At 53.6% G+C, this 26857-nt stretch carries 30 protein-coding genes; 19 read left to right on the top strand and 11 right to left on the bottom strand.

Annotated elements, in window-relative coordinates; genetic code table 11:
- The first annotated feature begins 160 nt into the window (after positions 1 to 160).
- On the top strand, positions 161 to 889 hold the full coding sequence (yjfP, locus tag CNE01S_RS06520; RefSeq protein ID WP_061274459.1) for an esterase: 729 nt from the start codon (positions 161 to 163) through the stop codon (positions 887 to 889).
- Between the two features lie 2 nt (positions 890 to 891).
- On the opposite strand, the gene ulaR is transcribed toward yjfP, so the two are convergent.
- Positions 892 to 1647: an HTH-type transcriptional regulator UlaR gene (gene ulaR / locus CNE01S_RS06515; protein ID WP_061274457.1), complete on the bottom strand. Its 756-nt coding sequence runs from the start codon at positions 1645 to 1647 to the stop codon at positions 892 to 894.
- A 99-nt stretch (positions 1648 to 1746) separates the two neighbouring features.
- Positions 1747 to 2811, bottom strand: coding sequence for an L-ascorbate 6-phosphate lactonase (gene ulaG, locus CNE01S_RS06510; protein WP_061274455.1), 1065 nt, complete (start codon positions 2809 to 2811; stop codon positions 1747 to 1749).
- 366 nt (positions 2812 to 3177) lie between these two features.
- Between ulaG and ulaA the strand changes: the two genes are divergently transcribed.
- The 6 genes from ulaA to CNE01S_RS06480 are packed head-to-tail and all read left to right on the top strand — an operon-like array spanning position 3178 to position 7587.
- Positions 3178 to 4572 carry a PTS ascorbate transporter subunit IIC gene (gene ulaA / locus CNE01S_RS06505; RefSeq protein ID WP_061274454.1) on the top strand — a complete coding sequence of 465 codons (1395 nt, stop codon included), beginning with the start codon at positions 3178 to 3180 and terminating at the stop codon, positions 4570 to 4572.
- A 13-nt stretch (positions 4573 to 4585) separates the two neighbouring features.
- A complete protein-coding gene (gene ulaB, locus CNE01S_RS06500; protein WP_061274453.1) occupies positions 4586 to 4891 on the top strand; it encodes a PTS ascorbate transporter subunit IIB in 306 nt (101 codons plus the stop codon).
- Positions 4892 to 4900: 9 nt separating this feature from the next.
- On the top strand, positions 4901 to 5365 hold the full coding sequence (ulaC, locus tag CNE01S_RS06495; RefSeq protein ID WP_061274452.1) for a PTS ascorbate transporter subunit IIA: 465 nt from the start codon (positions 4901 to 4903) through the stop codon (positions 5363 to 5365).
- 10 nt (positions 5366 to 5375) lie between these two features.
- Entirely contained in the window at positions 5376 to 6032 is a 657-nt protein-coding gene (locus CNE01S_RS06490; protein WP_096754158.1) for a 3-keto-L-gulonate-6-phosphate decarboxylase UlaD, read from the top strand.
- A gap of 9 nt (positions 6033 to 6041) precedes the next feature.
- Positions 6042 to 6911: an L-ribulose-5-phosphate 3-epimerase gene (locus CNE01S_RS06485; RefSeq protein ID WP_061274451.1), complete on the top strand. Its 870-nt coding sequence runs from the start codon at positions 6042 to 6044 to the stop codon at positions 6909 to 6911.
- Positions 6898 to 7587 (top strand): L-ribulose-5-phosphate 4-epimerase, encoded by a 690-nt coding sequence (locus CNE01S_RS06480; RefSeq protein WP_061274450.1) that lies wholly within the window; start codon positions 6898 to 6900, stop codon positions 7585 to 7587. The genes CNE01S_RS06485 and CNE01S_RS06480 overlap by 14 nt, the downstream gene beginning before the upstream one ends.
- A gap of 81 nt (positions 7588 to 7668) precedes the next feature.
- Here CNE01S_RS06480 and yjfY read toward each other — a convergent pair whose 3' ends face one another.
- Entirely contained in the window at positions 7669 to 7944 is a 276-nt protein-coding gene (yjfY, locus tag CNE01S_RS06475; protein ID WP_061274449.1) for a DUF1471 family protein YjfY, read from the bottom strand.
- Positions 7945 to 8291: 347 nt separating this feature from the next.
- Here yjfY and rpsF point away from each other — a divergent pair, with 347 nt between their 5' ends.
- From rpsF to rplI, 4 genes are read left to right on the top strand one after another with little or no spacing between them, the layout of a single operon-like run.
- Positions 8292 to 8687, top strand: a complete 396-nt coding sequence (gene rpsF / locus CNE01S_RS06470) for a 30S ribosomal protein S6 (RefSeq protein ID WP_038476158.1) — start codon at positions 8292 to 8294, stop codon at positions 8685 to 8687.
- Between the two features lie 8 nt (positions 8688 to 8695).
- Positions 8696 to 9010, top strand: a complete 315-nt coding sequence (gene priB / locus CNE01S_RS06465; protein WP_008460409.1) for a primosomal replication protein N — start codon at positions 8696 to 8698, stop codon at positions 9008 to 9010.
- Positions 9011 to 9014: 4 nt separating this feature from the next.
- Positions 9015 to 9242, top strand: a complete 228-nt coding sequence (gene rpsR, locus CNE01S_RS06460) for a 30S ribosomal protein S18 (protein ID WP_000135199.1) — start codon at positions 9015 to 9017, stop codon at positions 9240 to 9242.
- A 41-nt stretch (positions 9243 to 9283) separates the two neighbouring features.
- A complete protein-coding gene (gene rplI, locus CNE01S_RS06455; RefSeq protein ID WP_008460412.1) occupies positions 9284 to 9733 on the top strand; it encodes a 50S ribosomal protein L9 in 450 nt (149 codons plus the stop codon).
- Between the two features lie 68 nt (positions 9734 to 9801).
- Here rplI and CNE01S_RS06450 read toward each other — a convergent pair whose 3' ends face one another.
- Positions 9802 to 10395 (bottom strand): OapA family protein, encoded by a 594-nt coding sequence (locus CNE01S_RS06450; RefSeq protein WP_061274447.1) that lies wholly within the window; start codon positions 10393 to 10395, stop codon positions 9802 to 9804.
- A gap of 216 nt (positions 10396 to 10611) precedes the next feature.
- On the opposite strand from CNE01S_RS06450, the gene bamJ reads away from it, so the two are divergent.
- A complete protein-coding gene (bamJ, locus tag CNE01S_RS06445) occupies positions 10612 to 11232 on the top strand; it encodes a BamJ family beta-barrel-assembly machinery protein (protein WP_008460415.1) in 621 nt (206 codons plus the stop codon).
- Between the two features lie 278 nt (positions 11233 to 11510).
- Positions 11511 to 12923, top strand: a complete 1413-nt coding sequence (cycA, locus tag CNE01S_RS06440) for a D-serine/D-alanine/glycine transporter (protein ID WP_061274445.1) — start codon at positions 11511 to 11513, stop codon at positions 12921 to 12923.
- A 71-nt stretch (positions 12924 to 12994) separates the two neighbouring features.
- On the opposite strand, the gene ytfE is transcribed toward cycA, so the two are convergent.
- Entirely contained in the window at positions 12995 to 13657 is a 663-nt protein-coding gene (gene ytfE / locus CNE01S_RS06435; protein ID WP_061274443.1) for an iron-sulfur cluster repair protein YtfE, read from the bottom strand.
- Between the two features lie 244 nt (positions 13658 to 13901).
- Between ytfE and CNE01S_RS06430 the strand changes: the two genes are divergently transcribed.
- Positions 13902 to 15557, top strand: a complete 1656-nt coding sequence (locus CNE01S_RS06430; RefSeq protein ID WP_061274441.1) for a methyl-accepting chemotaxis protein — start codon at positions 13902 to 13904, stop codon at positions 15555 to 15557.
- A 65-nt stretch (positions 15558 to 15622) separates the two neighbouring features.
- On the opposite strand, the gene CNE01S_RS06425 is transcribed toward CNE01S_RS06430, so the two are convergent.
- The 3 genes from CNE01S_RS06425 to CNE01S_RS06415 form a co-directional block, all read right to left on the bottom strand.
- Positions 15623 to 16588 (bottom strand): DMT family transporter, encoded by a 966-nt coding sequence (locus tag CNE01S_RS06425; protein ID WP_061274439.1) that lies wholly within the window; start codon positions 16586 to 16588, stop codon positions 15623 to 15625.
- An 80-nt stretch (positions 16589 to 16668) separates the two neighbouring features.
- Positions 16669 to 17490, bottom strand: a complete 822-nt coding sequence (locus CNE01S_RS06420) for an AraC family transcriptional regulator (protein WP_061274437.1) — start codon at positions 17488 to 17490, stop codon at positions 16669 to 16671.
- Positions 17491 to 17596: 106 nt separating this feature from the next.
- Positions 17597 to 18445 (bottom strand): SDR family oxidoreductase, encoded by an 849-nt coding sequence (locus tag CNE01S_RS06415; RefSeq protein ID WP_061274435.1) that lies wholly within the window; start codon positions 18443 to 18445, stop codon positions 17597 to 17599.
- 92 nt (positions 18446 to 18537) lie between these two features.
- On the opposite strand from CNE01S_RS06415, the gene CNE01S_RS06410 reads away from it, so the two are divergent.
- On the top strand, positions 18538 to 18933 hold the full coding sequence (locus CNE01S_RS06410) for a winged helix-turn-helix transcriptional regulator (RefSeq protein ID WP_061274433.1): 396 nt from the start codon (positions 18538 to 18540) through the stop codon (positions 18931 to 18933).
- 5 nt (positions 18934 to 18938) lie between these two features.
- Here the strand turns inward: CNE01S_RS06410 and CNE01S_RS06405 are convergent, their stop codons facing one another.
- Positions 18939 to 20870 (bottom strand): bifunctional 2',3'-cyclic-nucleotide 2'-phosphodiesterase/3'-nucleotidase, encoded by a 1932-nt coding sequence (locus CNE01S_RS06405; protein WP_061274431.1) that lies wholly within the window; start codon positions 20868 to 20870, stop codon positions 18939 to 18941.
- A 201-nt stretch (positions 20871 to 21071) separates the two neighbouring features.
- On the opposite strand from CNE01S_RS06405, the gene cysQ reads away from it, so the two are divergent.
- Positions 21072 to 21818 carry a 3'(2'),5'-bisphosphate nucleotidase CysQ gene (gene cysQ / locus CNE01S_RS06400; RefSeq protein ID WP_061274429.1) on the top strand — a complete coding sequence of 249 codons (747 nt, stop codon included), beginning with the start codon at positions 21072 to 21074 and terminating at the stop codon, positions 21816 to 21818.
- Here cysQ and CNE01S_RS06395 read toward each other — a convergent pair.
- Entirely contained in the window at positions 21808 to 22365 is a 558-nt protein-coding gene (locus tag CNE01S_RS06395) for a YtfJ family protein (protein WP_061274427.1), read from the bottom strand. The two genes, cysQ and CNE01S_RS06395, sit on opposite strands and share 11 nt — an antisense overlap.
- A 325-nt stretch (positions 22366 to 22690) precedes the next feature.
- Here CNE01S_RS06395 and CNE01S_RS06390 point away from each other — a divergent pair, with 325 nt between their 5' ends.
- Positions 22691 to 22897, top strand: a complete 207-nt coding sequence (locus tag CNE01S_RS06390) for a DUF1107 domain-containing protein (protein ID WP_008460430.1) — start codon at positions 22691 to 22693, stop codon at positions 22895 to 22897.
- A 60-nt stretch (positions 22898 to 22957) separates the two neighbouring features.
- Here the strand turns inward: CNE01S_RS06390 and paeA are convergent, their stop codons facing one another.
- Positions 22958 to 24295 carry a polyamine export protein PaeA gene (gene paeA, locus CNE01S_RS06385; protein ID WP_039289752.1) on the bottom strand — a complete coding sequence of 446 codons (1338 nt, stop codon included), beginning with the start codon at positions 24293 to 24295 and terminating at the stop codon, positions 22958 to 22960.
- 317 nt (positions 24296 to 24612) lie between these two features.
- Here paeA and CNE01S_RS06380 point away from each other — a divergent pair, with 317 nt between their 5' ends.
- Positions 24613 to 25947, top strand: a complete 1335-nt coding sequence (locus CNE01S_RS06380; RefSeq protein WP_061274425.1) for a hypothetical protein — start codon at positions 24613 to 24615, stop codon at positions 25945 to 25947.
- A gap of 56 nt (positions 25948 to 26003) precedes the next feature.
- The gene (locus CNE01S_RS06375; protein ID WP_061274424.1) at positions 26004 to 26852 is read left to right on the top strand and encodes a leucine-rich repeat domain-containing protein; all 849 of its coding nucleotides are present in this window, start codon (positions 26004 to 26006) and stop codon (positions 26850 to 26852) included.
- The last annotated feature ends 5 nt before the right edge of the window (positions 26853 to 26857 follow it).

Genomic DNA, 26857 nt, shown 5'->3' with positions numbered 1-26857 from the left:
GTTCCGGGTTTAGCGCTGAAAAGGGGGAATGTTCCCGATTTGTTATCTCAGGCGCGCTTTTCTCTGACTTTCGAATGAAAATCGATAACTGGATCTCATCGTTACAATAATCCCTAACGCGAGTTACTTTCCCTGATATTTCACCGTAGGAGAAGAGAAGATGATCGAAATTTATAATGAGCGGTTAGCCGATGTTGAAGTGCTGCACGCGGCACCTGCCGGAATGAAGCAGTCTCCGCTGCCGACGGTTATCTTCTACCACGGTTTTACCTCCTCAAAGCTGGTTTATAGCTATTTCGCGGTAGCGCTGGCGCAGCAGGGATTCCGTGTTGTTATGCCGGATGCTCTTGACCACGGGGCTCGCTACAGCGGCGACGCTCATGCTCGCCTGCAGCAATTCTGGCCGATATTAAAAAACAGCATTGATGAATTCTCGGCTCTCTATCGGGCATTAATGAACACCGGCGGCGTTACTGAAGGCAGGCTTGCCGTCGGTGGGGCTTCAATGGGAGGAATGACGGCGCTGGGGATTATGGCTCGGCACCCTGAAGTGCGCTGCGTCGCCAGCCTGATGGGATCGGGCTATTTTACGACGTTGGCGCAAACGCTGTTTCCACCTTTGGTGGATGTGCGTGAAAAGGTTATCGTAAGCCTGAAGGATTACGATGTCGGTGAACGGCTTGCAGAACTGGGCAACAGGCCGCTGTTGCTCTGGCATGGCGAAGAAGATGATGTGGTGCCTGCCGTCGAAACGTTCAGATTGCAGCAGGCTCTGGCGGCTAACAAGCTGGACCAGAACCTGACTTGTGTATGGGAAGCGGGCGTTAAACATCGCATCACGCCCGAAGCGTTAGAAGCCGCGAGCCAGTTTTTCGCCCGCTACCTCTAACGCTAGACCAGCATCACTTTCACACCACGTTCCTGAAGTTTTTTTACGACTTCAGGGTCGGCCTGCTTGCCGGTGATGACCAGGTCTATCTGGTCTGTACGGCTAAAAAGCATACCAGCCCGTTGCCCCACTTTACTGCTATCGACTAGTACGGCAAGTTTCCCCACTACGCTGAGCATTTTCTGTTCCGCCATAGCGGTAAGCATATCGGTTTTATATAGCCCTTCAGCAGTAAGTCCTTTTCCGCTGGTGAACATCCAGTGTCCTGCGTACAGCGACGTTTCACTCTCCTGCGGGCCGAGCGTAATCGAGTGGCTCTTATTGTACTGGCCGCCCATGATGACCACACTGTCGTGTTCCTCCTCGATAAGATAATTTGCCAGCGGTAAGTAGTTGGTGATGATTTGTACCGGTTTGCCGCAAATCTGTTGGCCGAGTAAGAACGCTGTGGATCCGCAGTTAATCACTACGCTTTCTCCGGGGTTCACCAACTGTGATGCGGCGTTGGCGATGCGTATTTTTTCATCATGATTCTGAGCCAGATGAATATTCATCGGCGTCCACCGCGGGCGTTGCTGTGTAATCGCCTCTGCGCCGTTGCGAACTTTCTTCAGTTTGCCGCTCTCATCGAGCTTGTTAATGTCTCTCCTCGCTGTTGCCGGAGAAACGCCCAGACGTTCAATTGCCTGTTCAACCGTAATAAACCCGGATTGTTGTAGCAGATCGAGCAAGATCTGGTGGCGCTGTGCTTCTGTCATGCGTAGTTCCGATGAGAGATGATAGAGAAAGATGATATTTGAAAATGTTTGAAATACCTATGGATAAACGAAAAAGCCGGACCTGTGTCCGGCTTTGCATCACAGGAATGACTTAAACGGTAAATCTGGCTCAAGGATAAAGCAGTCATCAAATCCGCGTGGGTAGTGGTATTCAAAGTTATCTTTATCCTGTGGCCAGGTGAATTTGCCGCCTACCTGCCAAATGAACGGCTTAAAGCCGTATTTTAAACGATCTTTTTTCATTTCCCACAGCACGCGGATCTCCCGTGGGTCGGCCTGAAAATTAGACCAAATATCATGATGAAAAGGGATAACGACTTTTGCGTTAAGGGATTCGGCCATGCGAAGAATATCGGCACTGGTCATTTTGTCAGTAATGCCGCGCGGGTTCTCGCCATAGGAACCTAATGCTATATCGATTTTGTGCTCGTTCCCGTGTTTCGCGTAGTAGTTAGAGTAGTGAGAGTCCCCGCTGTGATAGAGCGTTCCTCCTGGAGTTTTGAAGAGGTAATTTACCGCGCGTTCATCCATGCCGTCGGGCAATATGCCTGCAGCCTTCTGCTCAACAGGCAGCGTAATCAGTGCGGTACGGTCAAATGCATCGAGGGCATGGATTTCGGTATCTTTTACTTTCACCACGTCACCCGGCTTCATTACGATGCAGCGTTCGCGCGGCACGCCCCAGCTAATCCAGATATCCACGCAGGTTTGTGGCCCGATAAAAGGCACGTCTGTGGCACAGTTTTGCAAGACGGCAGCGGCAACGTTTACATCAATATGATCGTTGTGATCGTGCGTAGCCAGCACGGCATCGATCTCGCGAATCGCGAAAGGATCGAGTACAAATGGCGTCGTGCGAAGATTCGGCTGGAGATTCTTAACGCCCGCCATGCGCTGCATCTGATGGCCTGCTTTCATTAACGGGTTAGCGTGACTCTGTTTTCCGGTACCGCACCAAAAATCCACGCAGATGTTTGCTCCCCCCTGGGATTTTAACCAAATTCCCGTACAGCCAAGCCACCACATTGCAAATGTACCCGGCGCAACAACCTCTTGCTCAATCTCTTCATTAAGCCAGCAGCCCCACTCAGGAAAAGTATTCAGGATCCAGGATTCGCGGGTAATCGAAGCAACTTTACTCATCGGATATCTCCTTTCTAGTCACGATATAATCACAAAATGATAAATAATGATTTATATTGACATGAATAATCATCGAGAAGAAGCGTTTTTTGATCGAGTGGCTGAGATTTTAAAGAAGACAAGGAGCTTGATTATAAACAATTAAAATGCTTTTTGTTTTCTATTCTTATGATTCTAAAGGGTTATTTTTGTTGTTTAAAAGATGAAAGTCACCACTTTAAGGCGGTGAGGAAATAAATTGCGGGATATCTCACAAATAATCATATTTGATCTTGTTGTGATTATTTTTGAAAAATAGAGTGTAGGTGCATTTTCAATCCGCCTGTTTGTAAGCAAGCAGGAAGCGACCACCCTACGGAGAGCTTTATGGAGATCCTTTATCGTGTCTTTACCCTCTTTTTTGATCAGGTAATGACTAATGCCCCGTTGCTGTTGGGGATCGTTACCTGTCTTGGTTACCTGCTGCTTCGCAAAAGCGCCAGCGTGATTATCAAGGGGACGATCAAAACTATCATCGGCTTCATGTTGCTCCAGGCGGGGTCCGGCATCCTGACCGGCACCTTTAAGCCGGTTGTGGCAAAAATGTCGGAGGTGTACGGCATTAACGGCGCTATTTCAGATACTTATGCATCTATGATGGCGACAATTGAAAAAATGGGTGATACATACAGCTGGGTGGGATACGCGGTGCTGCTCGCGCTGGCATTGAACATCTGCTATGTACTGCTGCGCCGCATCACCGGCATCCGTACCATCATGCTGACGGGCCATATCATGTTTCAGCAGGCGGGGCTCATTGCCGTCTTTTTCTTTATCCTCGGTTACTCGATGTGGACCACCATTATTTGTACTGCGGTTCTGGTGTCGCTTTATTGGGGTATCACCTCAAATATGATGTTCAAGCCGACGCAGGAGGTGACGGAAAACAGTGGTTTCTCCATTGGCCATCAGCAGCAGTTTGCTTCGTGGATTGCCTATAAGATTGCGCCATGGCTGGGGAAAAAAGAAGAAAGCGTTGAGGATCTCAAGCTCCCCGGCTGGCTGAATATTTTCCACGACAACATTGTGTCCACCGCCATTGTGATGACGCTTTTCTTCGGCGTAATCCTCTGTTCCTTCGGCCTTGATACCGTTCAGGCTATGGCCGGAAAAACGCACTGGTCTGTCTATATATTGCAAACCGGTTTCCAGTTCGCGGTGGCCATTTTCATCATCGTGCAGGGTGTTCGCATGTTTGTGGCCGAACTCTCAGAAGCTTTCAACGGTATCTCTCAGCGTTTAATCCCCGGCGCCGTTTTAGCCATCGACTGTGCGGCCATTTACAGCTTCGCACCAAATGCCGTGGTGTGGGGCTTCCTTTGGGGCACCGTAGGCCAGCTGATCGCGGTCGGAATACTTATCGCCTGCGGCTCGTCGATCATGATAATCCCGGGCTTTATTCCTATGTTCTTCTCTAATGCCACCATTGGCGTCTTCGCTAACCATTTCGGCGGCTGGCGCGCTGCGCTCAAAATTTGCCTGGCCATGGGGATGATTGAAATCTTTGGCTGCGTCTGGGCGGTACACCTCACCGGGCTTAGCGCCTGGATGGGTATGGCTGACTGGTCGATTCTTGCACCGCCGCTGATGCAGGGGCTTACCCTTGGCCTGTGGTTTATGGGCATCGTTATCGCTATCGCACTGGTTTATATGTTTTTCGCCGGACGTGCGTTACGCAAGGAGGAGGATATGCATCCTCTCACTGAAACTTCAGTTAACTAAAGGAATTGAGATTATGACCGTACGCATTCTCGCTGTTTGTGGTTGTGGGCAGGGCAGTTCCATGATTATGAAAATGAAAGTGGATCAATTTCTTACTCAACAAGGCGTTAGCCACAGTGTGAATAGCTGCGCCGTGGGGGAATACAAAAGCGAACTGAGCGGCGCTGACATCATCATTGCGTCGACCCACGTTGCCAGCGAAATAACGGTGACGGGCAATAAATATGTGGTCGGTGTACGCAACATGCTTTCCGCTGATGACTTCGGCCCCAAGCTGATGGCGGTGATTGGCGAGCATTTCTCTCAGGACATGACGTAAGGAGTGGGTATGAAGCTACGTGATTCGCTGGCGCAAAACCATTCTGTACGCATACAGGCGGAGGCAAGTACCTGGCAGGAGGCTGTAGGGATAGGCGTTGATTTACTGGTAGAGGCTGGCGTTGTCGAACCACGTTACTACCAGGCTATTCTCGACGGCGTGGCGCAGTTTGGCCCTTATTTTGTTATCGCGCCGGGCCTGGCTATGCCTCATGGCCGCCCGGAAGAAGGCGTCAAACAAACGGGGTTTGCGCTGGTGACCTTGAAGACACCGCTGATATTCAATCATGAGGACAATGACCCGGTAGACATCCTGATTACGCTGGCGGCGGTGGATGCCCATGCTCATCAGGAGGTAGGCATCATGCAGATTGTGACCCTGTTTGAAGACGAAGAAAACTTTGACCGTTTACGCGCCTGTCGCTCTGAGCAAGAGGTGCTGGATTTAATAGACCGCGCAACGGCGGCTGCATAAGGACTAGTCAATGACGCATTCATTACCGATGTTACAAGTGGCGCTGGACAACCAGACTCTGGCCGATGCCTACCGGACAACGAGCCTGATAGCTGAAGAGGTCGACATTATTGAGGTGGGCACCATTCTTTGCGTGGCAGAAGGCGTACGCGCCGTTCGCGATCTTAAAGCGCTCTATCCGCACAAGATCGTACTGGCGGACGCCAAAATTGCTGATGCAGGGAAAATACTCTCGCGCATGTGTTTTGAAGCAAATGCGGACTGGGTAACGGTCATTTGCTGTGCCGACATCAACACCGCCAAAGGTGCCCTTGAAGTGGCCGACGAATTTAACGGCGATGTGCAAATTGAACTTACCGGCTTCTGGACGTGGGAGCAGGCCCAGGCGTGGCGTGAGGCTGGTATTCAGCAGGTGGTTTACCACCGCAGTCGGGACGCTCAGGCCGCCGGTATTGCGTGGAGTGAGGAAGACATTAGCGCGATAAAGCGCCTTGCTGATATGGGCTTCAAGGTGACCGTAACCGGTGGGCTGGCGCTGGAGGATCTGTCGTTATTTAAAGGCATTCCTGTCCATGTCTTTATCGCCGGTCGCAGCATTCGTGATGTGGAAAACCCGGTCGAAGCCGCTCGTCAGTTCAAGCGCACCATTGCCCAATTCTGGGGCTAAGGAGGAACTATGTTAGACAAGCGGGTTCCACTGGGTATTTATGAAAAGGCGCTTCCCTCAGGGGAGTGCTGGCGGGAACGCTTAGCCCTGGCCGGCGAGCTGCATTTTGATTTTGTCGAAATGTCGGTCGATGAATCAGACGAACGACTGGCAAGGCTGGACTGGAGCCGTGAACAGCGTAGGGCGCTGGTGGAGGCTGTTGCTGAAACGGGCGTGCGCGTGCCGTCGATGTGCCTGAGTGCCCATCGCCGCTACCCGCTGGGCAGTGAAGATGATGAAGTGCGTAATCAGGGGCTGGAGATCATGTGCAAAGCGATCGTGCTGGCACAGGACGTCGGTATCCGTGTGATTCAACTGGCGGGCTACGACGTCTACTATCAGCAGGCAAATAATGAAACCCGCAGGCGTTTCCTTGATGGTCTGCAGCAGGCGTTGGAAATGGCGGCTCGCGCTCAGGTAACGTTGGCTATGGAAATCATGGACTCTCCACTGATGAATTCCATCAGTAAGGCGCTGGGCTATGCTCATTATTTAAATAATCCGTGGTTCCAGCTCTACCCTGATATTGGCAATCTCTCGGCCTGGGATAATGACGTGCAGATGGAGTTGCAGGCGGGCAGCGGGCATATTGTCGCCGTGCACGTAAAAGACACCCTGCCTGGCGTGTTTAAGAATGTGCCGTTTGGTACAGGCATTGTCGAGTTTGAACGCTGCTTCAGGACGCTACGGCAAAGCGGCTACCGCGGGCCGTATCTGATTGAGATGTGGAGCGAAACGGCCGCAGACCCTGTCGCCGAGGTGCGAGCTGCGCGAAACTGGGTACTGCTAAAAATGAAAAATGCAGGACTGCCGGTGGAGATAAACCATGTGGCAGCTTAAGCAGCAGGTATACGAGGCGAACATGGCGCTTCCGCGCCATGGACTGGTCACTTTCACCTGGGGTAACGTCAGTGCAATCGATCGAGATCGTGGCTGCATTGTTATAAAGCCAAGCGGCGTAGCTTATGAACAGATGGCTGCGGATGACATGGTGGTTGTTAGCCTGAGCGGAGAAGTAATTGAAGGGCGTTATCGTCCTTCATCGGATACTGCGACACACCTGGCCCTTTATCAGCGTTATTCCGACATTGGCGGCGTGGTGCATACCCACTCGACCCACGCTACGGCCTGGGCTCAGGCGGGGAGATCGATTCCGGCACTAGGCACTACCCATGCAGATTATTTTTTTGGGGATATCCCTTGTACGCGTCCGCTAACCAGCGCTGAGGTGGCCGGAGAATATGAGCTCAACACCGGCAGGGTCATTATCGAAACCATGGGGCAGGCTAATCCTCTGCATACGCCCGGTGTTCTGGTTTATCAGCATGGTCCCTTCGCATGGGGGGAGGACGCGGGGCAGGCTTTGCATAATGCTGTGGTGATGGAGGAAGTTGCCCGTATGGCCTGGATAACGGGGGAAATCAATCCAAAGCAAAAGGTGATTAATGACTATTTGATGAATAAGCACTTTCATCGCAAGCACGGGCCTGGTGCATATTATGGACAGCCCAAATAAAAAAGCCCCCGCAAGCGGGGGCAAGTCACACATGGATTTTAGGTCGTGGTGTCTTCTCTGGTGTTTACGCGTACTCTCAAGCTACCGGTAGATGTCAGCACTGACGTGCATATTGCCGTTGCTGCCCGGTTCTCTCATGATTATCGTGTGGTAGAACTTCGCGTTGTGCTGGTCAGCATCCTGTTCAATGGCCGATTCCGCTTCAGAAACGGTGGCGAAGTTATGGTTGATGTAAATAACGCCAAGGCTTTGAACGTCGTCCATATTTCTGGCCTGGCGTCCGTCGATTTTGATGGCTGCCGACGCGCTGGCGCTTAAAAACAGTACTGCGGCAAGGGCAATTACAATGTTTTTCATGATGCGCTCCACTACAACAGATGTGTAATCAGTGGTCGTCGCTCCTGTTAATGGCTGTGGCGGCCTGTTATCAATAAGTGTAATCCCTGATAGCTGAATAAAAAGTGACCATTTCTGATGGTCTCTTTCAAAATATTTAGGCGATCCGCCGGTTTGTTTTGAAATTCACAGGCTTAGCCATTCCCCCTGTCACAAAGAGAATTTATTTGCTTACGGCCTTGAGTTTAGCGGTCTGGGTAAGTATGATTACGCGTCAATTTTTCAGCCGCAATTCAAACACGTTCCTTGCTTCCATGGGCCGCGGCTGACCCTGACAGGAGGCTGAATAATCCGTAAGGAGCAATTCGATGCGTCATTACGAAATCGTTTTTATGGTCCATCCTGACCAGAGCGAACAGGTTCCGGGCATGATCGAACGTTACACTGGTGCAATCACTGCAGCAGCAGGTACGATCCACCGTCTGGAAGACTGGGGCCGCCGTCAGCTGGCTTACCCGATCAACAAACTGCACAAAGCTCACTACGTTCTGCTGAACGTTGAAGCTCCGCAGGAAGCGATCGATGAGCTGGAAACTAACTTCCGCTTCAACGACGCCGTTATCCGCAGCATGGTTATGCGCGTTAAGCACGCGGTTACCGAAGCATCTCCAATGGTTAAAGCGAAAGACGAGCGCCGCGAGCGTCGCGATGATTTCGCTAGCGAAACCGCTGATGATGCAGATGCTGGGGATTCTGAAGAGTAATTCTGATGATGGCCAACCGCCTGGCGTTGTCTGGCACAGTGTGCAAGACGCCCCTTCGCAAGGTCAGCCCCTCAGGAATTCCTCACTGCCAGTTCGTGCTTGAGCATCGTTCTGTGCAAGAGGAAGCCGGTCTTAACCGGCAGGCGTGGTGCCGAATGCCAGTGATTGTTAGCGGGCACGCGAACCAAGCCATTACTCACAGTATAACGGTCGGTACGCAAATCACGGTTCACGGGTTCATTACTTGTCATCAGATGAAAAATGGCCTGAACAAAGTGGTCTTGCATGCCGAGCAGATTGAATTGATAGATTCTGGAGACTAGCCATATGGCACGTTATTTCCGTCGTCGCAAGTTCTGCCGTTTCACCGCGGAAGGCGTTCAAGAGATCGACTATAAAGATATCGCTACGCTGAAAAACTACATCACCGAAAGCGGTAAGATTGTCCCAAGCCGTATCACCGGTACCCGTGCAAAATACCAGCGTCAGCTGGCTCGCGCTATCAAACGCGCTCGCTACCTGTCTCTGCTGCCGTACACTGATCGTCATCAGTAATCGGTCACGGTCCATTAATACGACTTTGAGAGGATAAGGTAATGCAAGTTATTCTGCTTGATAAAGTAGCAAACCTGGGTAGCCTGGGTGATCAGGTTAACGTTAAAGCGGGCTATGCTCGTAACTTCCTGGTACCACAGGGTAAAGCTGTTCCTGCTACCAAGAAAAACGTTGAGTTCTTCGAAGCACGCCGTGCAGAACTGGAAGCTAAACTGGCTGACGTTCTGGCTGCAGCTGCAGCTCGCGCTGAGAAAATCAACGCACTGGAAACCGTAACCATCGCGTCCAAAGCTGGCGACGAAGGTAAACTGTTCGGTTCCATCGGTACTCGCGACATCGCTGACGCTGTTACTGCAGCTGGCGTTGCTGTTGCTAAGAGCGAAGTTCGCCTGCCGAACGGCGTTCTGCGCACCACCGGTGAGCACGAAGTGGACTTCCAGGTTCACAGCGAAGTATTCGCTAAACTGACTGTAAACGTTGTAGCTGAATAAGTTTTTATTCACTGCTCGTAAAAACGCCAGCCTCGTGCTGGCGTTTTGCTTTTCTAAGATCTCAATTTTTACTGCGCGCGAATAAAGCTGCCGTTAGGCTGGCGGGTAAACAGCACCTGCTGATCGCTACCAATATCAATGGTTAAACCCGTCACCACGCCGTTGGCATTTTGCCTGATTTGTACCATCTGCCCGGTTTGCAGGTTGCTCAGCGGCTTGCTATCACCTTCTACCTGCGCCATGGCGTAAACGTCCGCCGGCGGCAAATTATGATCGCGGAACAGCTGGGCCATCGTCTGCCCGGAAGCTACGCGGTACGAGCGCCACTGCTGCTCGATGTCATTGTTGTCGTGGGGAACGGGAGCCTGAGTTTGCTCCTCCAGTCGTTGAGGCTCAACCGGCGTCGCGGGGACATTGTTGTTCGTTGAAGGCGTCAGCTCGGCCTGCATAGGCGACTGCGACTGAACGGAAAGCTGCGCGTCGCGCGTGACCGGACGGCTGGCGTCATCTGCGCCAGGCAGCAGGAAGCCGAGAATCACGCACGCGAAGCCCAGAATAATGCCTCGGCGGTGCAGGGGAGGTAACGGATCCATCAAGCGGAAATGATCCGGTGCATGCCAAATCCGCGTAAGCCATGGTTTAACAGCGAATTGCATTGGCAACCCTCCTCGAAGTAATACTTTTCCAGTATAGAACGCTAACTGTCTGATGCCTGAAGCAATCCTGGTTTCCGTGACGGCAAACCGCAGTTTTGCGCCCGTTTAAGCTATTGTTCCCGTTTCGTTTGCATTTGTCACCTTTCCTCCATTGTCATTTACCCTGCGGATTGACGCTGTTATGCTTCGGGCTTGCTTTTAAACATCATGAAAGGAAAATCCATGACAACCCCTTCTTTTGACAGCGTCGAAGCACAAGCAAGTTACGGTATTGGTTTACAGGTAGGCCAGCAGCTGAGTGAATCAGGCCTGCAAGGTTTACTGCCAGAAGCGCTGGTCGCTGGCCTCCGTGATGCCCTGGAAGGGAATGCCCCGGCCGTGCCTGTTGACGTTGTACACCGCGCTCTGCGTGAAGTTCACGAACGTGCGGACGAAGTGCGTCGTGAGCGTCAGAAAGAGCTGGCGGTAGAAGGCCAGAAATACCTGGCTGAGAACGCAGAGAAAGAAGGCGTGAGCAGCACCGAATCTGGCCTGCAGTTCCGCGTTATCACTCAGGGCACTGGCCCAATTCCTGCCCGTAAAGATCACGTTCGCGTGCATTACACCGGCAAGCTGATCGACGGCACCGTTTTCGACAGCTCCGTACAGCGTGGCGAGCCGGCAGAGTTCCCGGTAAGCGGCGTTATTGCTGGCTGGATCGAAGCGCTTACCCTGATGCCGGTAGGCTCCAAATGGGAACTGACTATTCCACACAACCTCGCTTACGGCGAACGCGGTGCCGGTGCTTCTATCCCACCATTCAGCACCCTGGTGTTTGAAGTCGAGCTGCTGGAAATTCTGTAAAGAATCCCTAACCCCGCCTGGTGCGGGGTTTTGCATTGCCTAATAATAAACAAGCGTGATTTTATCTTGCATTACCCTGTTTTAAGGGTATTTTTTTGAGCTATATCCCGCTGTGAATGCGATTTCACACTCAAATTAAACAAAAAATTAACATTACCCTTGTGCTTATTATTTATCCCGCCGATTCTTACCTCGTATCACACAAAACAACATCACGTAAAAACAGTTCACGGGCCAGTAGAGCCTGAAAAAACAGACAGGTACAGGAAAATACAAACATGGTAGATCAGGTCAAAGTCGCGGAAGACGCTCAGGCGCCGACCGAGCAGTCGCTGCGGCGTAATTTAACAAACCGTCATATTCAGCTTATTGCCATTGGGGGTGCCATCGGCACCGGCTTGTTTATGGGGTCAGGGAAAACCATCAGCCTTGCGGGGCCGTCCATCATCTTCGTCTACATGATCATCGGCTTTATGCTGTTCTTCGTGATGCGTGCGATGGGCGAGCTGCTGTTATCGAATCTGGAATATAAGTCGTTCAGCGATTTTGCCGCAGATTTGCTGGGGCCGTGGGCGGGATATTTCACCGGCTGGACGTACTGGTTCTGCTGGGTGGTGACCGGTATGGCGGACGTAGTAGCGATAACCGCCTATGCCCAATTCTGGTTCCCCGGGCTTTCTGACTGGGTCGCTTCTCTGGCGGTCGTGCTGGTCTTGCTGAGCCTGAACCTGGCCACCGTGAAGATGTTCGGTGAGATGGAGTTCTGGTTCGCGATGATCAAAATCGTCGCCATTGTCGCGCTGATCGTCATCGGCCTGGTGATGGTGCTGACCAGCTTCCATTCTCCGTCCGGCGTTGAGGCGTCCTTCAACAACCTTTGGAACGACGGTGGCTGGTTCCCGAAAGGCATCAGCGGTTTCTTTGCCGGGTTCCAGATAGCGGTCTTTGCCTTCGTGGGTATTGAGCTGGTGGGCACCACGGCCGCAGAAACCAAAGACCCGGAGAAATCACTGCCGCGCGCGATTAACTCGATCCCGCTGCGTATCATTATGTTCTACGTCTTCTCGCTGATCATCATCATGTCGGTGACGCCGTGGAGCTCCGTTGTGCCGGATAAAAGCCCGTTCGTTGAGCTGTTCGTGCTGGTCGGCCTGCCGGCTGCGGCGAGTATCATCAACTTTGTGGTGCTGACCTCCGCTGCTTCCTCCGCGAACAGCGGCGTGTTCTCTACCAGCCGTATGCTGTTTGGCCTGGCGCAGGACGGCGTAGCGCCTAAAGCGTTCGCCAAGCTTTCCAAACGTGCGGTGCCGGCGAAAGGGTTAACCTTCTCCTGTATCTGCCTGCTGGGCGGCGTGGTGATGCTCTACGTGAACCCGAACGTGATTGCCGCTTTTACTATGATCACTACGGTTTCCGCGATTCTGTTCATGTTCGTCTGGACTATTATTCTCTGCTCATACCTGGTGTACCGCAAACAGCGTCCTCACCTGCATGAGAAGTCCATCTACAAAATGCCGCTGGGCAAGCTGATGTGTTGGGTGTGCATGGCGTTCTTCGTCTTCGTGATTGTCCTGCTGACGCTGGAAGATGATACCCGTCAGGCGCTGATCGTGACGCCGCTGTGGTTCATTGTGCTGGGTGCTGGCTGGCTGTTCATCGGTAAGAAACGTCTGGCAAATATCCGGAAATAGACGAGTTAGAATAGGCGTTAAAAAATCCTCTCCCTTTTGGGGAGGGGATTGTAGTGAGGGAAAGACCTTAGTTATTTGCCACTTAACGCCCGTGGAAACAGAACGTTATTCTCCAGGCTGATGTGGTTCATCAGGTCCTCAATCAGTTCATTAATCCCGTTATACATCGCTTTCCACGTTGTGCAGGCTTCCGGCGGCGGCGTTACGTTATTGGTCGTGTGCTTAATCACTTCCAGCAGCTCACCCGCATCATCATGCTCGCTTTCCATCACGCTAATCGGGCCTCCGGCCTGAGTACCCATGCCCTGCTTAATCATCGGGAACAGAATTTGTTCCTCTTTCATCATGTGGCTGCTCAACTCCTGATGCAGCATTGTGAGATATTTCGCCAGCCCTTTCGGCACATTGGGCTTATCGGCATGGACGCGCTCGACTTTGGTTGCCTGCAGAATCAGCTCCGGCAGTTGCTCGCGGTGGCGGTCATGGAAGCGCACGATGATGTGATCGATGATCTCCGCCAGCGGGGCTGCACGCCAGTCTTTCTCCGCCGGTTCTTCAGCTAACGCGGCGAGCTGAGCCTCAATGTCTTCCAGATCGAGTTCCTTACGCGTTGCCGCGCGCAGCAGCGTCTGCTTGCCGCCACAGCAAAAATCCAGGTCCAGTTTACGGAACAGCGCAGAGGCGCGGGGAATCGTCAGCGCCAGTTCGCCCAGGGGTTGATCGCGGTAGGCCATAGCAGGCTCCTCATAGTAAAATTTAAGATGTATTTTAAATGCATCTTTATGTGAGCACTATAACCCTTTCGGAGCAGCGTTCATAGCGAGACATGGATCACAAAAAAAGTTTTCGCTTTAACATACTGAATGATTACAAAAAATCCCCAGAAATGGTGGTTTGTTGGGGAGGGCAGCATAAATAAGCAGGGGACGCTGCCGATAGTTAGACGTCGGACAATACCTGTATAAGAAAAGGCTACACATGTTTAAAAGAATGAAAGTTATTACCTTACTCATTACCGTTTTGATTGTGCTGGGTGCTATGCAGCTACTGTCAGCCACGGTTTTCATCAATGCCCTCAATAATGACAAGAACAACTTCACCGTTTCCCAGCTTTCCAGTCAGAACGTAGCTGAATTCACCGATGCCTGGATCGGCCTTAATCAGGCGCGTGTGACGCTGAACCGTGGCATGCTGCGCATTCAGGGCAGCATGGCGAACCAGATTAACGGCGGGCAGCTCCAGGAACTGGTCGCGACGGCCAACGCGCTGCTTGCGGAGGCGCAAAGCCATTTTGAGAAATACCAGGCGCTGCCGGATACCCCAGGATTACGTCCACACCTGAGCGATGAACTGGAAGAGCAGTACCGCAACTACTCTTCCACGCTCGCCAGAATGAACACCTTCCTCGCGCAGGGCAACCTGGAGCAAATGTTCAAGCAAAATGCGGAGCAGAAACAGGTTGCGATGCAGAAGGTCTACCGTGAATGGCGTGATGAACAGGCGGAACTTTCCAGCGAAGGTGTTCGCGATAATCAGGCCGACTACCAGCGGATTCTTTGGATCCTCGGCGCCGTCATGCTCGGCGTGATTGGGGTTATTGTGATGAGCTGGGTGGCGATGCGCCGCGTCCTGCTGATGCCTCTGCGTGAGGTGATGGACCATATTCGTGCCATTGCTGCAGGCGATTTGACCCAGCCTATTGAGGCCCAGGGCAAAAACGAAATGGCGCTGCTGGCAAGCAGCGTACAAGAGATGCAGGCCTCGCTGGCGAATACGGTCAGCGTGGTACGCGATGGGGCCGATACCATCTACACCGGCGCCGGTGAAATTTCTGCCGGCAGCAACGATCTCTCTTCCCGCACCGAACAGCAGGCGGCTTCGCTGGAAGAGACGGCGGCCAGCATGGAACAACTGACGGCCACGGTGAAGCAAAACGCCGACAACGCCCGTCAGGCTTCTCGCCTTGCACTGGACGCCTCAACGACCGCGAAGAAAGGCGGTAACGTGGTGGAAGGCGTGGTGCGGACGATGGACGAAATTGCCACCAGCTCAAGTAAAATTGCCCAAATCACCAGCGTGATCGACGGTATTGCCTTCCAGACCAATATTCTGGCTCTTAACGCAGCGGTAGAAGCCGCAAGAGCGGGCGAGCAGGGGCGTGGTTTTGCCGTGGTTGCCGGTGAGGTGCGTACGCTTGCCCAGCGCAGCGCGCAGGCGGCAAAAGAGATTAAAGCTCTGATCGATGATTCCGGCGAGCGCGTCAACGCGGGCTCCGATCTGGTGAATGAGGCCGGTAAAACGATGGCGGAAATCGTCAGCGCCGTCACCCGAGTCACTGATATTATGGGCGAGATTGCTTCTGCGTCTGACGAACAAAGCCGGGGTATCGATCAGGTTGGGCAGGCCGTGGCGGAGATGGACCGCGTAACTCAGCAGAATGCCTCGCTGGTAGAAGAATCTGCGGCCGCAGCGGCTGCGCTTGAGGAGCAGGCTTCGCGCCTGAATGAAGCGGTGGCGGTGTTTAAAATCAACCGTCGTGTGCCGACCCTCGCCAAAGCAGCTCACGTAAAAACGCCGCAGCCGAAAATAAAACAGGTTATGCCAGTTTCGGATGCGAACTGGGAAACCTTCTAAAAAAAAATCCCGGCTACGCTAAGCCGGGATCTCTTTCTCTCAGGCCGGGTTAAGTCCCGGCTTTTTTATGCCTCGGAAACCTGAACCACCGTCGTTTTTTCCAGTTTGGAGCGCACGGCCAGCACCACGCCAATCGTCAGGCAAAGCACCCCGCACACTGTTAAAAGCGGCGGCCAGCTTTGGCGAATCATAAAGGTGTAAGCCAGGCCGGCTAAGGTCTCAAAGACGATAAGCGGGCCGACAATCACCGTCGGCAGGCGCTGGCAGGCGATGTTCCAGCACAGATTACCCAGCCACGAACAGAGAATGGCAATCGCCAGCATCAAAGTAATAAACACTTCCGGGCGTGGGCCGAAGGGCAGGGTAAAACCTGAATTATGGTTCCCCATCCAAATGCACACGGCGATATAGCCGATAAGTGAGAATGGCAGCGTGGAAAGCCCCTGAACCGTGGCCCACATCATTGGGTTTTTGTCCGGATTCTCACGCAGCCAGCGGGCATTGCGCAGGGCATACCAGGCCCAGCAGGCAACCGAAACAAACGCCAGCAGAATACCGCTCACGTAGCGCCACCAGCTGAAATCGGCCTGCTCGCCGCGAAGTTCTGCGGTATTCACCATGATTAGCCCGGCGGAAATCACCACCAGCGCGGGGGCAAGGCGCCGCCACGGCAGCTTCCCGTCCCTTTTGCTGTACAGCAGGTTAGCAAAAACAGGGATAACGACCGGCAGCGTGCCGATGATCATCGTCGCGATAGGCGCGCCGGTACGTTGAATGGCGCTCGCCAGGCAGACGTAATAAATCAGGTTGCCCACGCTCGAGAGCTTCAGGGCGGTAAACCAGTCCTGGCGGCTCAGCTTGCGCACGTGTTTGCGCCCAAGCCAGGCAATAGGAATGGCTATCAGCCCAAGAGCGAGATAGCGTCCGGTCGACTGCAGGGCAGCCGGGTAGTCCGGGACAATAATCGGCCCAACGAAAATTAATCCCCACATCAGCCCCGCCAGCAGGGCGTACAGCACACCACTTAACATCTTCATATCCTGCAACAACACAATTTAGCCGCAGTGTAGGGGCGCAGTACGACAGAGTATTGTACGAGGTTGCTGTCTTGTTAGCGGGTAACCTGTTTTTGGTAACGCACGGGAGTAATGCCGTAGCGCTGGGCAAACGCCCGGGTCAGGTGCGCCTGATCCGTCAGGCCGCTGGCGGCAGCAACCTGAGCGGCAGGCATGCCGCGGGTGAGGAACTGTTTGGCGTGCCACAGGCGAATCGCCATCAGCATTTGATGCGGAGTAACGTGGTAGCAGGCTTTGAACTGCCGCTGGAAATGGTAAGGGCTAAGGGAAACCAGCGCCGCTAAATCTTCAAGGGTGATGGTGTGCATATAGTTATCGTAGAGATACTCGCGCACCAGGGCGAAGCGGTTGGCCGCCTCATGGAGTCCGGGCAGATGACGCGCGTAGGGGCGAAAAGCCTCGACGAGGTTCAGCAGCAGCCCCTGCTGGGTCAGCGTGTCTTCGGCCTGCCACAGGCCAGCAATAAACTGTGAAATCTGGCGGGCGCGGGCGGGATCGTGATTCACGGCGGCGTTAAACCACCAGCTTCTCTCCCCGGTCAGCGATTCCAGCAGATTAGGATCCAGGTAAATCATGCGGTACTGCCAGCCGTCTTCACTGGCGGCTTCGCCGGTATGCAGCTCGTCCGGGTTCATCAGCACCAGTGAGTCCGTAGGGGCAACCAACTGTTCGCCCCGGTAACGAAAGCGCTCTGCACCCCAGGTTATGGCGCCGATGCCGAAGGCTTCGTGGGTGTGTGGCTCAAAGGCGTACTTCGCAATATGGGCGTGATAAAGCTCAACGCCAGGCAGCTGCGGCAAATGCCGGAACTGGGCGCTGTCTCTCTCATCGCTAAACTGCTCGGGAACTCCCTGCACGCTTTCTCTCCACGCGGACTCTCCCGTTATTATAGAGATGTCCGCGTGCAGGGCTAGTTATTAACCAGTTTTTAACAACCAGTTTTTAACAACCAGTTTTTAACAACTACAGGGCGCTTTTCACGCTGTCGCGAAGCGGCGTGGTTGGGCGACCAATCAGCTTGCTAAGCTGGTGGCTGTCGTCAAAAAGACCGCCCTTTTCCGCACCTGCATCGGAGTTTGCCAGCAGCGCGGCAAAGCCTTCTGGTAAGCCTGCGCCCTGAAGTGCGGCTTTGAAATCCGCTTCGTCCAGGTTCTGATAAACCACAGGTTTGCCGCTTTGCAGGCTTACTTCCGCCGCCAGTTCCGTGAGCGTCCAGCCGTGGTCTCCCGCCAGTTCATAAATTTTGCCCGCCTGATTATCCAGCGTCAGCACTTTAGCCGCCGCCGCCGCGTAATCAGCACGTGTTGCAGAGGCAATTTTGCCTTCTCCGGCGCTGCCGATAAACACGCCATGCTGAATCGCAGGCGGCACGCTGGCCAGATAGTTTTCGGTATACCAGCCGTTACGCAGCAGCACGAACGGAACACCGGAGGTTTTGAGCTGTTGCTCGGTGACGATGTGTTCTTCGGCAAGGGCGAGCGGCGATTTGTCGGCATGCAGCAGGCTGGTATAGGCGATGAGTTTCACGCCTGCTTGTTTTGCTGCGGCAATAATATTGCTGTGCTGGGTGGCACGCTGGCCAACCTCGCTGGAGGAGATCAGCAGCACTTTTTCCACGCCGGAGAAAGCTTTCGCCAGGGCTGACACGTCGCCGTAATCCGCCGCACGAACCTGCACGCCACGGCTGGCAAAATCTTCTACTTTGGCCGGATTACGCACCACGGCCACGATCTCTTCGGCTTTCACCGTTTTCAATAAATCTTCAATGACAAGGCGGCCCAACTGGCCGGATGCGCCGGTAATCGCAATCATGATCAATCTCCTGAGTGATGTTTCGAACAAGTTGTGCCACACTAACACCCTAGCTAACTTTTAGTAAGTACGCACAAAAAGGTAAGTGTTAAATGAGTGAAATCAGCGAAGCGCCCATGACGCTGGGCGAGCAAATGCGCAACGGCAACCTGTTTAGCGATAAATGCCCGTCGCGGGACGTGTTGAAGCACGTGACCAGCCGCTGGGGTGTTTTAATTCTAGTGGCATTACAGGACGGCACTCATCGGTTTAGCGATTTAAGGCGCAAGATGGGCGGCGTGAGCGAGAAAATGCTGGCGCAGACGCTGCAATGGTTGGAGGCAGACGGCTTTGTGGATCGTAAATCTTACCCGGTTGTGCCGCCGCACGTGGAGTACACGCTGACGCCGATGGGGCATGAAATTGCCGATAAAGTGGCCGCGCTGGCCGACTGGATAGAAGAGAATTTGCCACAGGTGATGGCGTCCCGCGACAAACGGGACGCCTGAGAGAATTACTTGCTTAAATCAAGCTGATAGATGGCAAAGCCAATGTCGTCGTTAGCGACTTTTTTCATTGGGTATTGGCCTTTTTCTTTGATAAACGCGGCTGCCTTGTCGGTTGGCGAGGTTTCAAAGCGGATATCCAGCGGCTGCTTGCTCGCTATTGGTGCCAGACGCCAGTTGTTATCTGCGGCAGGGTGAATTTCGCCCTGAGCGCCGATCCAGTTAGCCAGCACCGAGCGGTTCTCATCCGGCGAAGCAAACGCGATGTGGCTGTCGCCAGTCCCGGCAAACTTGCCGCCGTAGGCGCGGTAGTTATTGGTCGCGACCAGGAAGACGGCATTCGGGTCGATAGGTTTACCCTTGAAGGTCAGGTCTTTAATACGCTCTGCCTTCGGGTTCACCATTTGGCATTCGCCGTCGTAGCGAGCCGGCTGGCTGACGTCAATCTGGTAGTTCACGCCGTCGATCACGTCGAAGTTGTAGGTACGGAAGCCGTCCCAGTTGATCAATTCCTGAGGTTTAGTGCTGTTCACGTCGATCTGGTTGAACTGACCGGCGGAACATTCCAGCCACTCTTTAACCTCTTTGCCGGTCGCTTTCACCACTACCAACGTGTTCGGATAAAGGTAGAGATCGGCGGCATTGCGGAAGGTCAGCTGGCCTTTTTCGACTTCAACGAAGCTGGCAGGATCGTTTTTACGTCCGCCCACTTTGAACGGGGCTGCGGCGGAGAGCACAGGCAGGTTTGCAAGATCCGGGTCGCCCTGAATGTATTTCTCGACGTAAGCCTTCTGCGCGTTATTCACCACCTGAACGGTTGGATCGTCCTGCACCAGCGCCAGGTAGCTATACATGTTGTCCGCCGATTTACCGACCGGCTTGCTGACAAACTCGCGGGTTGCGCTGTGATCGTGCTCCAGTACTTTCTTCAGGTTCTGGTCTTCTGCCGCCAGCGATTTTTTGGCTACGTTGTCATAAATCGGCCGCGCTTCTGCCTTGCTGCTGGCGATCTTCCAGCTGCCGGAGTCGTTGTTCAGCACCAGATCCACCACGCCGAGGTGGTCGCCCCACATGCCCGGCATCACGGCCGGTACGCCGTTCAGGGTGCCTTTTTCGATATCGGCCCCTTTAATATTGGCAAAGTCTTTCCCCGGGAACACGGCATGAGCATGGCCGAACATAATGGCGTCCACGCCCGGCACCTGGCTGAGGTAATAGACTGAGTTTTCCGCCATCGCCTGATAAGGCTCGCTGGAAAGCCCGGAGTGGGCAATGACCACCACCACATCCGCGCCCTGTTTACGCATTTCCGGCACGTATTTCCGTGCGGTTTCTGTGATGTCGTTCACCGTCACTTTGCCGGTCAGGTTCGCTTTATCCCAGGTCATGATTTGCGGCGGCACGAAGCCGATGTAGCCGATGCGCAGCGTCTGGCTTTTACCGTCTTTATCTTTGACTTCGGTTTCTTTGATCAGGTACGGCGTGAACATGGGTTTCTGGGTTTTCACGTCGATGATATTGGCGTTCACGTACGGGAATTTCGCGCCTGCGAGGGCTTTGTGCAGGAAGTCGAGACCGTAGTTAAATTCGTGATTGCCCAGGTTGCCGACCGTATAGTCGAGCGTATTCAGTGCTTTATAGACCGGATGGATTTCCCCGGCTTTTAGCCCTTTTGCCGCCGCGTAATCGCCCAGCGGGCTACCCTGAATAATATCGCCGTTATCTACCAGCACGCTGTTGGTGACTTCACCGCGTGCCGCATTGATCAAACTTGCGGTGCGTACCAGACCGAACTTCTCTGTAGGCGTATCTTTGTAGTAATCGAAGTCCATCATGTTGCTGTGCAGATCGGTCGTTTCCATGATCCGCAGGTCAACGGTGGCCGCATTGACGCTGGCGGCTATCAGCGTCGCAAGAAGCGTTGCGCTAAACTTAATCATGTTTAAATGTCCTTTTTAGAGGTACGCCACAAAGGGCAATGTATATACAGACTGTTGCTTACAATTTTGTGAAGTCTGCCAGAAAATTCGCCCGTTAAACCGGAAATGCTTCACAGATAGCGCATCACGGTGCAATGAGATATAAGTAAAACAATAAGTTATTCGCTCGGTGTAGCGCAGAGACACAACACGAGGTGGAGAATGTTAGAACAAATTTGCCAGCTGGCCCGCGAGGCCGGGGCCGCGATCATGCAGGTCTATGAGGGAGAGAAGCCGCTCGAAGCGACGCATAAGATTGATGACTCTCCGGTGACGGCGGCGGATCTTGCCGCCCACGACATTATTTTGAAGGGGCTGAAGGCGTTGACGCCGGACATCCCCGTGCTGTCAGAAGAAGATCCCCAGTCGTGGGATTCCCGCCAAAGCTGGCAGCGCTACTGGCTGGTGGATCCGTTAGACGGCACCAAAGAGTTTCTTAAACGTAACGGCGAATTCACGGTGAATATCGCGCTTATCGACGGCGGGAAAGCGGTGATGGGCGTTGTCTATGCCCCGGTGCTGAAGATCATGTACAGCGCGGCAGAAGGGAAGGCCTGGAAGGAAGAGTGCGGCGTTCGCAACCAAATTCATGTGCGGGATGCCCGTCCACCACGCGTGGTGGTCAGCCGGTCTCATGCCGCCAACGATAGCGAGCTGAAAGAATATCTCCAGCAGATGGGCGAGCACCAGACCACGGCCATCGGCTCATCGCTGAAGTTCTGCCTGGTGGCGGACGGCCAGGCGCAGCTCTATCCTCGCTTTGGGCCAACCAATATCTGGGATACCGCGGCGGGGCACGCCGTGGCGGTCGCTGCCGGGGCGCACGTTCATGACTGGCAGGGTAAGCCGCTGGACTATACCCCGCGCGAGTCGTTCCTGAACCCCGGATTCCGCGTTTCTATTTACTGAGTAACCCCTGCAGCAGGCTAATCACCTGCTGCACTTCCTGTTGAGTTAACGGGCCATCTTTGGCGAACTGAATCCTGCCTTCTTTATCCAGTACCACGATAGCCGAGCCGCCCTGCTGCAGCTGCCACGCTTTCGCCGCTACGCCGTTGCTGTCGACGATAAACTGCGACCACGGAAACTCTTTCTTATTACTTTCAATGCTGCTGCGCACAAACATGCTGGTGCCAACAATCGCGTCGTCGGTGTTCACAATGGTGGTGGTTTGGTACTTATCGTGCGGGAATTTTGCCGCCTTGATGGCTTCCACCATTGCCGCATTTTCTTCTTTGGCACTCGAACGGCCGGCAATATGCTGCAGGACTCTCACTTTCCCTGGCAGCTGCGCGCTATTCCAGTTTTTATAACTAAACTTATTGTTATCCAGCACCAGCTCGCCCTTATCGGTAATGCCTATAGGGGAAACTCGCTGATTATTTTCAAAGTTATGGGCTGAGGCCATCAGCGGCAGCAGCAGAAGAGACAGCGCCAGCGTTCCGCGCAAAGTCATAGGTGACTCCTTATTGTTGTTAGCAGGTGATCCGACCACTTGAGTCGATGATTTAAGCATATGTGCTGAATAAGCATCTGTCCCGCAAGCAAAGTGCCAGTTTGCGGGCTGACGCACATAACCCTGAAATTTGAAGGCTTACGCTGCCGTTTTTTACATTTAAAAATATTGTTCTGCAACTTTGTAATCTTTTAGTAAAAAAACTTCTACACACTAGGTGGCCTTCGATATCTGGACTATAGTTTTCGAGCACCAAACTTTTTCGCCTCATTTTGTCGGGCCAAATGTAGCTCGCAGAGGCGTTAACATGCAGGAGTAAAGAACAATGAAAATTTTCCAACGTTACAACCCCCTTCAGGTGGCGAAGTACGTGAAGATCCTGTTCCGTGGACGGTTGTATATCAAGGACGTTGGCGCTTTCGAATTTGATAAGGGCAAAATCCTTGTCCCGAAAGTTAAGGATAAGCAGCACTACTCGGTCATGTCCGAGGTCAACCGCCAGGTGATGCGCTTACAGGCGGACATGGGCTAGGCCCTAAAGTTGTAAAAAAAAAACGGCCCCGAAGGGGCCGTTAGTGTTTGTAGAGCTTGCTTACTGCTCCTGAGGCTCTTCACCATCAGGCAGCTTTGGCGTCAGCGCGACAGGCTTATTGTCGATTCGCGTCACCAGCAGCTGGTCGATGCGGTAGTTATCAATATCCACCACCTCGAACTTGTATCCGGAGAACTTCACCGAGTCGGTGCGTTTCGGGATCTTACGCAGCATAAACATCATGAACCCGCCGATGGTTTCGTAGTTGCCGGACTGCGGGAACTCGTCGATATCCAGCACGCGCATCACGTCGTCAATCGGCGTGCCGCCTTCCACCAGCCATGAGTTTTCATCACGGGCAACGATTTGCTCTTCCATTCCCTGGCCGACCAGGTCGCCCATCAGCGTGGTCATCACGTCGTTCAGGGTAATGATGCCCACCACCAGCGCGTATTCGTTCATGATAACCGCGAAGTCTTCGCCGGCGGTTTTGAAGCTTTCCAGCGCTTCGGAGAGGGTCAGGGTGTCCGGCACAATCAGGGCGTTACGCAAATGCACACCGCTGTTCAGCGCCATGCTTTGGTTACCCAGCACACGGTTCAGCAGCTCTTTGGAATCAACATAGCCAACGACGTGGTCGATATCGCCGTTACACACCAGGAACTTGGAGTGCGGATGTTCGGCGATGGTGGACTTCAGGCTTTGCTCGTCGGCGTGTAGGTCGAACCAAATCACGTTTTCGCGCGAGGTCATGGAAGACGGCACGGTACGGGATTCCAGCTCAAAAACGTTTTCAATCAGTTCGTGTTCTTGCTTACGCAGCACGCCCGCCAGCGCACCGGCTTCAAATACTGCGTAAACGTCGTCAGAAGTAATGTCGTCTTTACGCACCATCGGCAGCTTGAAGATGCGGAAAATAACGTTAGCCAGGCCATTGAAGAACCACACCAAAGGTCTGAAAACAAACAGACAGAAGCGCATCGGGTTGATAATACGTAAAGCAACCGTTTCGGGAGAAATCATACCGATGCGTTTCGGGGTGAGGTCTGCGAACAGAATGAACAGGCTGGTGACGAGGGTGAATGAGATAATAAAGCTGAGCTGGTCGGCGAGTTCCGGAGCCAGAAAACGCTCCAACAGAATTTTAAACGCCGGTGAGAAAGCCGCATCGCCGACGATACCGCCGAGAATGGCCACGGCGTTAAGGCCAATTTGTACGACGGTAAAGAACATGCCCGGCGTTTCTTGCATCTTTAGCACGCGCTGGGCATTGACGTTGCCTTCATCGGCCAGCAGCTTAAGTTTGATTTTACGAGAGGCGGCAAGCGAGATCTCAGAGATTGAGAAAAAGGCACTAATAGCAATAAGGATAAGTATTATCAAAATACTGTTTAACATAATTTATCTGGCTGTTGTGGCCAGGTCCTCGGAAGGGAAAAGTGGATAAATCTTAGGGGTCAAACACAAGAAATGCTGGCCGCTTTTGTGAACGAGCCAGCAAATTCAAGGAGTAGTATAGCGTAAGGATGGGATGTGCTACCAGAGGCTGTAATTTAACCGGCGGTAAGCCGGGTTTTTATTGCTATGTTTTTTGATTAATGGGCTTAACGTTTGGCGCATTGTATAAGCTGCTTTTCTTCTTTTTATCCCCGGAACTTTTCGTCTCTTTTTGCCACTCACCTGACCGGTTAGCCCACTATCAGGAGAGCGTTCACATGGTCAATTCCGTTACTTCCGCCCACAGACATGCGGCAGAACTTCCTCCGTTACCGGAACACAGCGGCCAGCGGCCTGCGTCGATCGCTTCGAGTTCATCTGTGGCTACTTCTGCTGCCGTAAGTGCGCATGAAAGCCTGCACTTTGTGGGTGACAGCGTTTATGGTTCGGCCAATGAAGCCGCTATCCATCACCAGCTTGGCGCGCTGTTTGGCAAGCATATCAACGGCGATAACCATGCTGAAATGCATGCCTTGATTGAGTCGAGAACCCGGGAATTACACAAAATGGGGGAAACGCCGGCCTCCGTTGAGGCGGTGCTGACTAAAGGGCATCAACTGGACAGACTGGGACAAATCGCACGAGGGGCGGTACGCGCTATTCCCTTTGCTGCGGCGTCTGTTGCCTACGATAAAGTCCCGCTGCTGAGTACTTTTGCCCATACCGCGGCGGAAATTGGCCTCCATGCCGGCCTGCAGTCCAGCATTGCCGACACAATAGGCACCACGCTGCTTAATCGCGCCACGGCAGCGAATCCCTGGCTGTCCGCCAAAGAGAGCGACCTGCATCCGGTTATGCGCGAAGCGGTAAAAGAGGCAAAAGCGAGCTTGTTGACGACGGTGGCAGAAACCGGCGCCGCCATTCAGACCTACTCGGCTCGCAACCTTGCGCGTCTGGCGTCGGCGGCAACGCTGACGCATTTTGCCGGGGCGAAAGTCGCCGGTGAAGCCGATACGTGGCTGTCCGCTGCGGGCGGCCTGGTGGCGGGTGGCGCAATGAGCGCCATTCTCCATGCGGTGGATGAAAGCAAAGGCCGAACCGGGCCAGAGTATTTGCTGGGGCGCAACGACTGGCAGCAGAAATTCACTGAATTAAAAAATACGCACGTGGTGGGCGACACGTTAAAAAACGCCGCTCAGCGTATGGCAAAGCTGCCTTTGGATATTGCAACGGACAGCCTGAAAGCGACGGCAAGCGTTCTTTCGGCGCCGAGTCTGGGGAAAACGGCGATGCTGGCCGGTGGTTTTGCCGGTGTGATAAGCCTGCGCAGCGCCATTAGCGGCGCTATTGCTAGCGCCTTTCCAAGAGTGAATGCCGCTTCGCTAAGCGCCATCAGCCATGCGACCAACGTTGTGGCTTCTGCCCCGGTGTTTTTCGCCGTGCCTGCGGCAGAGATCCTGGCTGACCCGGTGGCGAACAAAATGACGCAAATGCTACAGGAAAGCGTTCCGGCGGCCGTGAACTCGGCGGCAGGCTGGATCGGGCATCAGCTACAGGCGGCCTTAAATCGTCAGCCGGCAACCACCCTTAATGCCGCTGAGCAGCAGGTCTAAAGGAACCGATGGGGGAGTTCCCTCCACATACAGGCAGTCTATTTCGGAGCCTGATTATGCATATTAATTCTGCGGCGGTGCGACCTTCGGGTATGTCATCACTTACCAGTTTACCTTCAACGGCAGCCGTGAAAGCTGCTTCGCCGGGCCTGCACGCAAGCGACTTACACGGCGATCTCAACAATTGGGCCGCCTGTGCCCCAACGGCGGAAGAAGGCACTGCCCGGACGGCAGCGAGCAGTGAAATAATGAATAACTTTCAGTGCCGTGGGGAAACATTAGATCTGAGCGAGCGAGGCCTGACGGCACTGCCGGAATCGCTGGGAGCGTTGACACACCTCAAACATTTGAATGTGTCCGGCAACCCGCTGCAAACCTTTCCGGCTAAAGCACTTTTACAGCTGGGTTCCCTGCAAACGCTGCAGCTGGCGATGAATCAGCAAAACCAGGGCGTGCCGTTTCGTCGTTCACACGAACGTTTTGCGGATGAGGGATACAAACTGCAGTTTTTTGCCCAGGGTAATAACCGTGCGCAGGTGATTCATCAGCCGCCCCGGCAGAAAACCGCGCTGTTCACAACCGACCTGGCACCTTGCCTGGCGGCGATGATTGTCCAGGATGGGAAAAGCCTGGCGCTGCATATGGATAACCCGCAGCGCAGCGGCTCTGGCGGGATCCCACTGGAGGATATGCTCTCCCGGCATTTACAGCCGTCAGCGCGTAAAACTGAGGTGTTCCTGGTCGGGGCTAACGATCAGGGGTCGGCGGGTAACGTGCGGGCGATGCTGGCGGCGCTGAACAAGCACGGCGTGGCAAATAACATCAGCATGGCTAGTCTCGGAAATGGACATACTTCCGCGACGCTGGATGTGAATAATCAGAAAGCGTGGGTTGGCTTTGGTTAGCAACG

This window comes from Cedecea neteri NBRC 105707 = ATCC 33855, assembly GCF_001571265.1.
GTDB classification, from domain to species: domain Bacteria; phylum Pseudomonadota; class Gammaproteobacteria; order Enterobacterales; family Enterobacteriaceae; genus Cedecea; species Cedecea neteri.
This window is presented reverse-complemented; position numbering and strand designations above follow the sequence as displayed.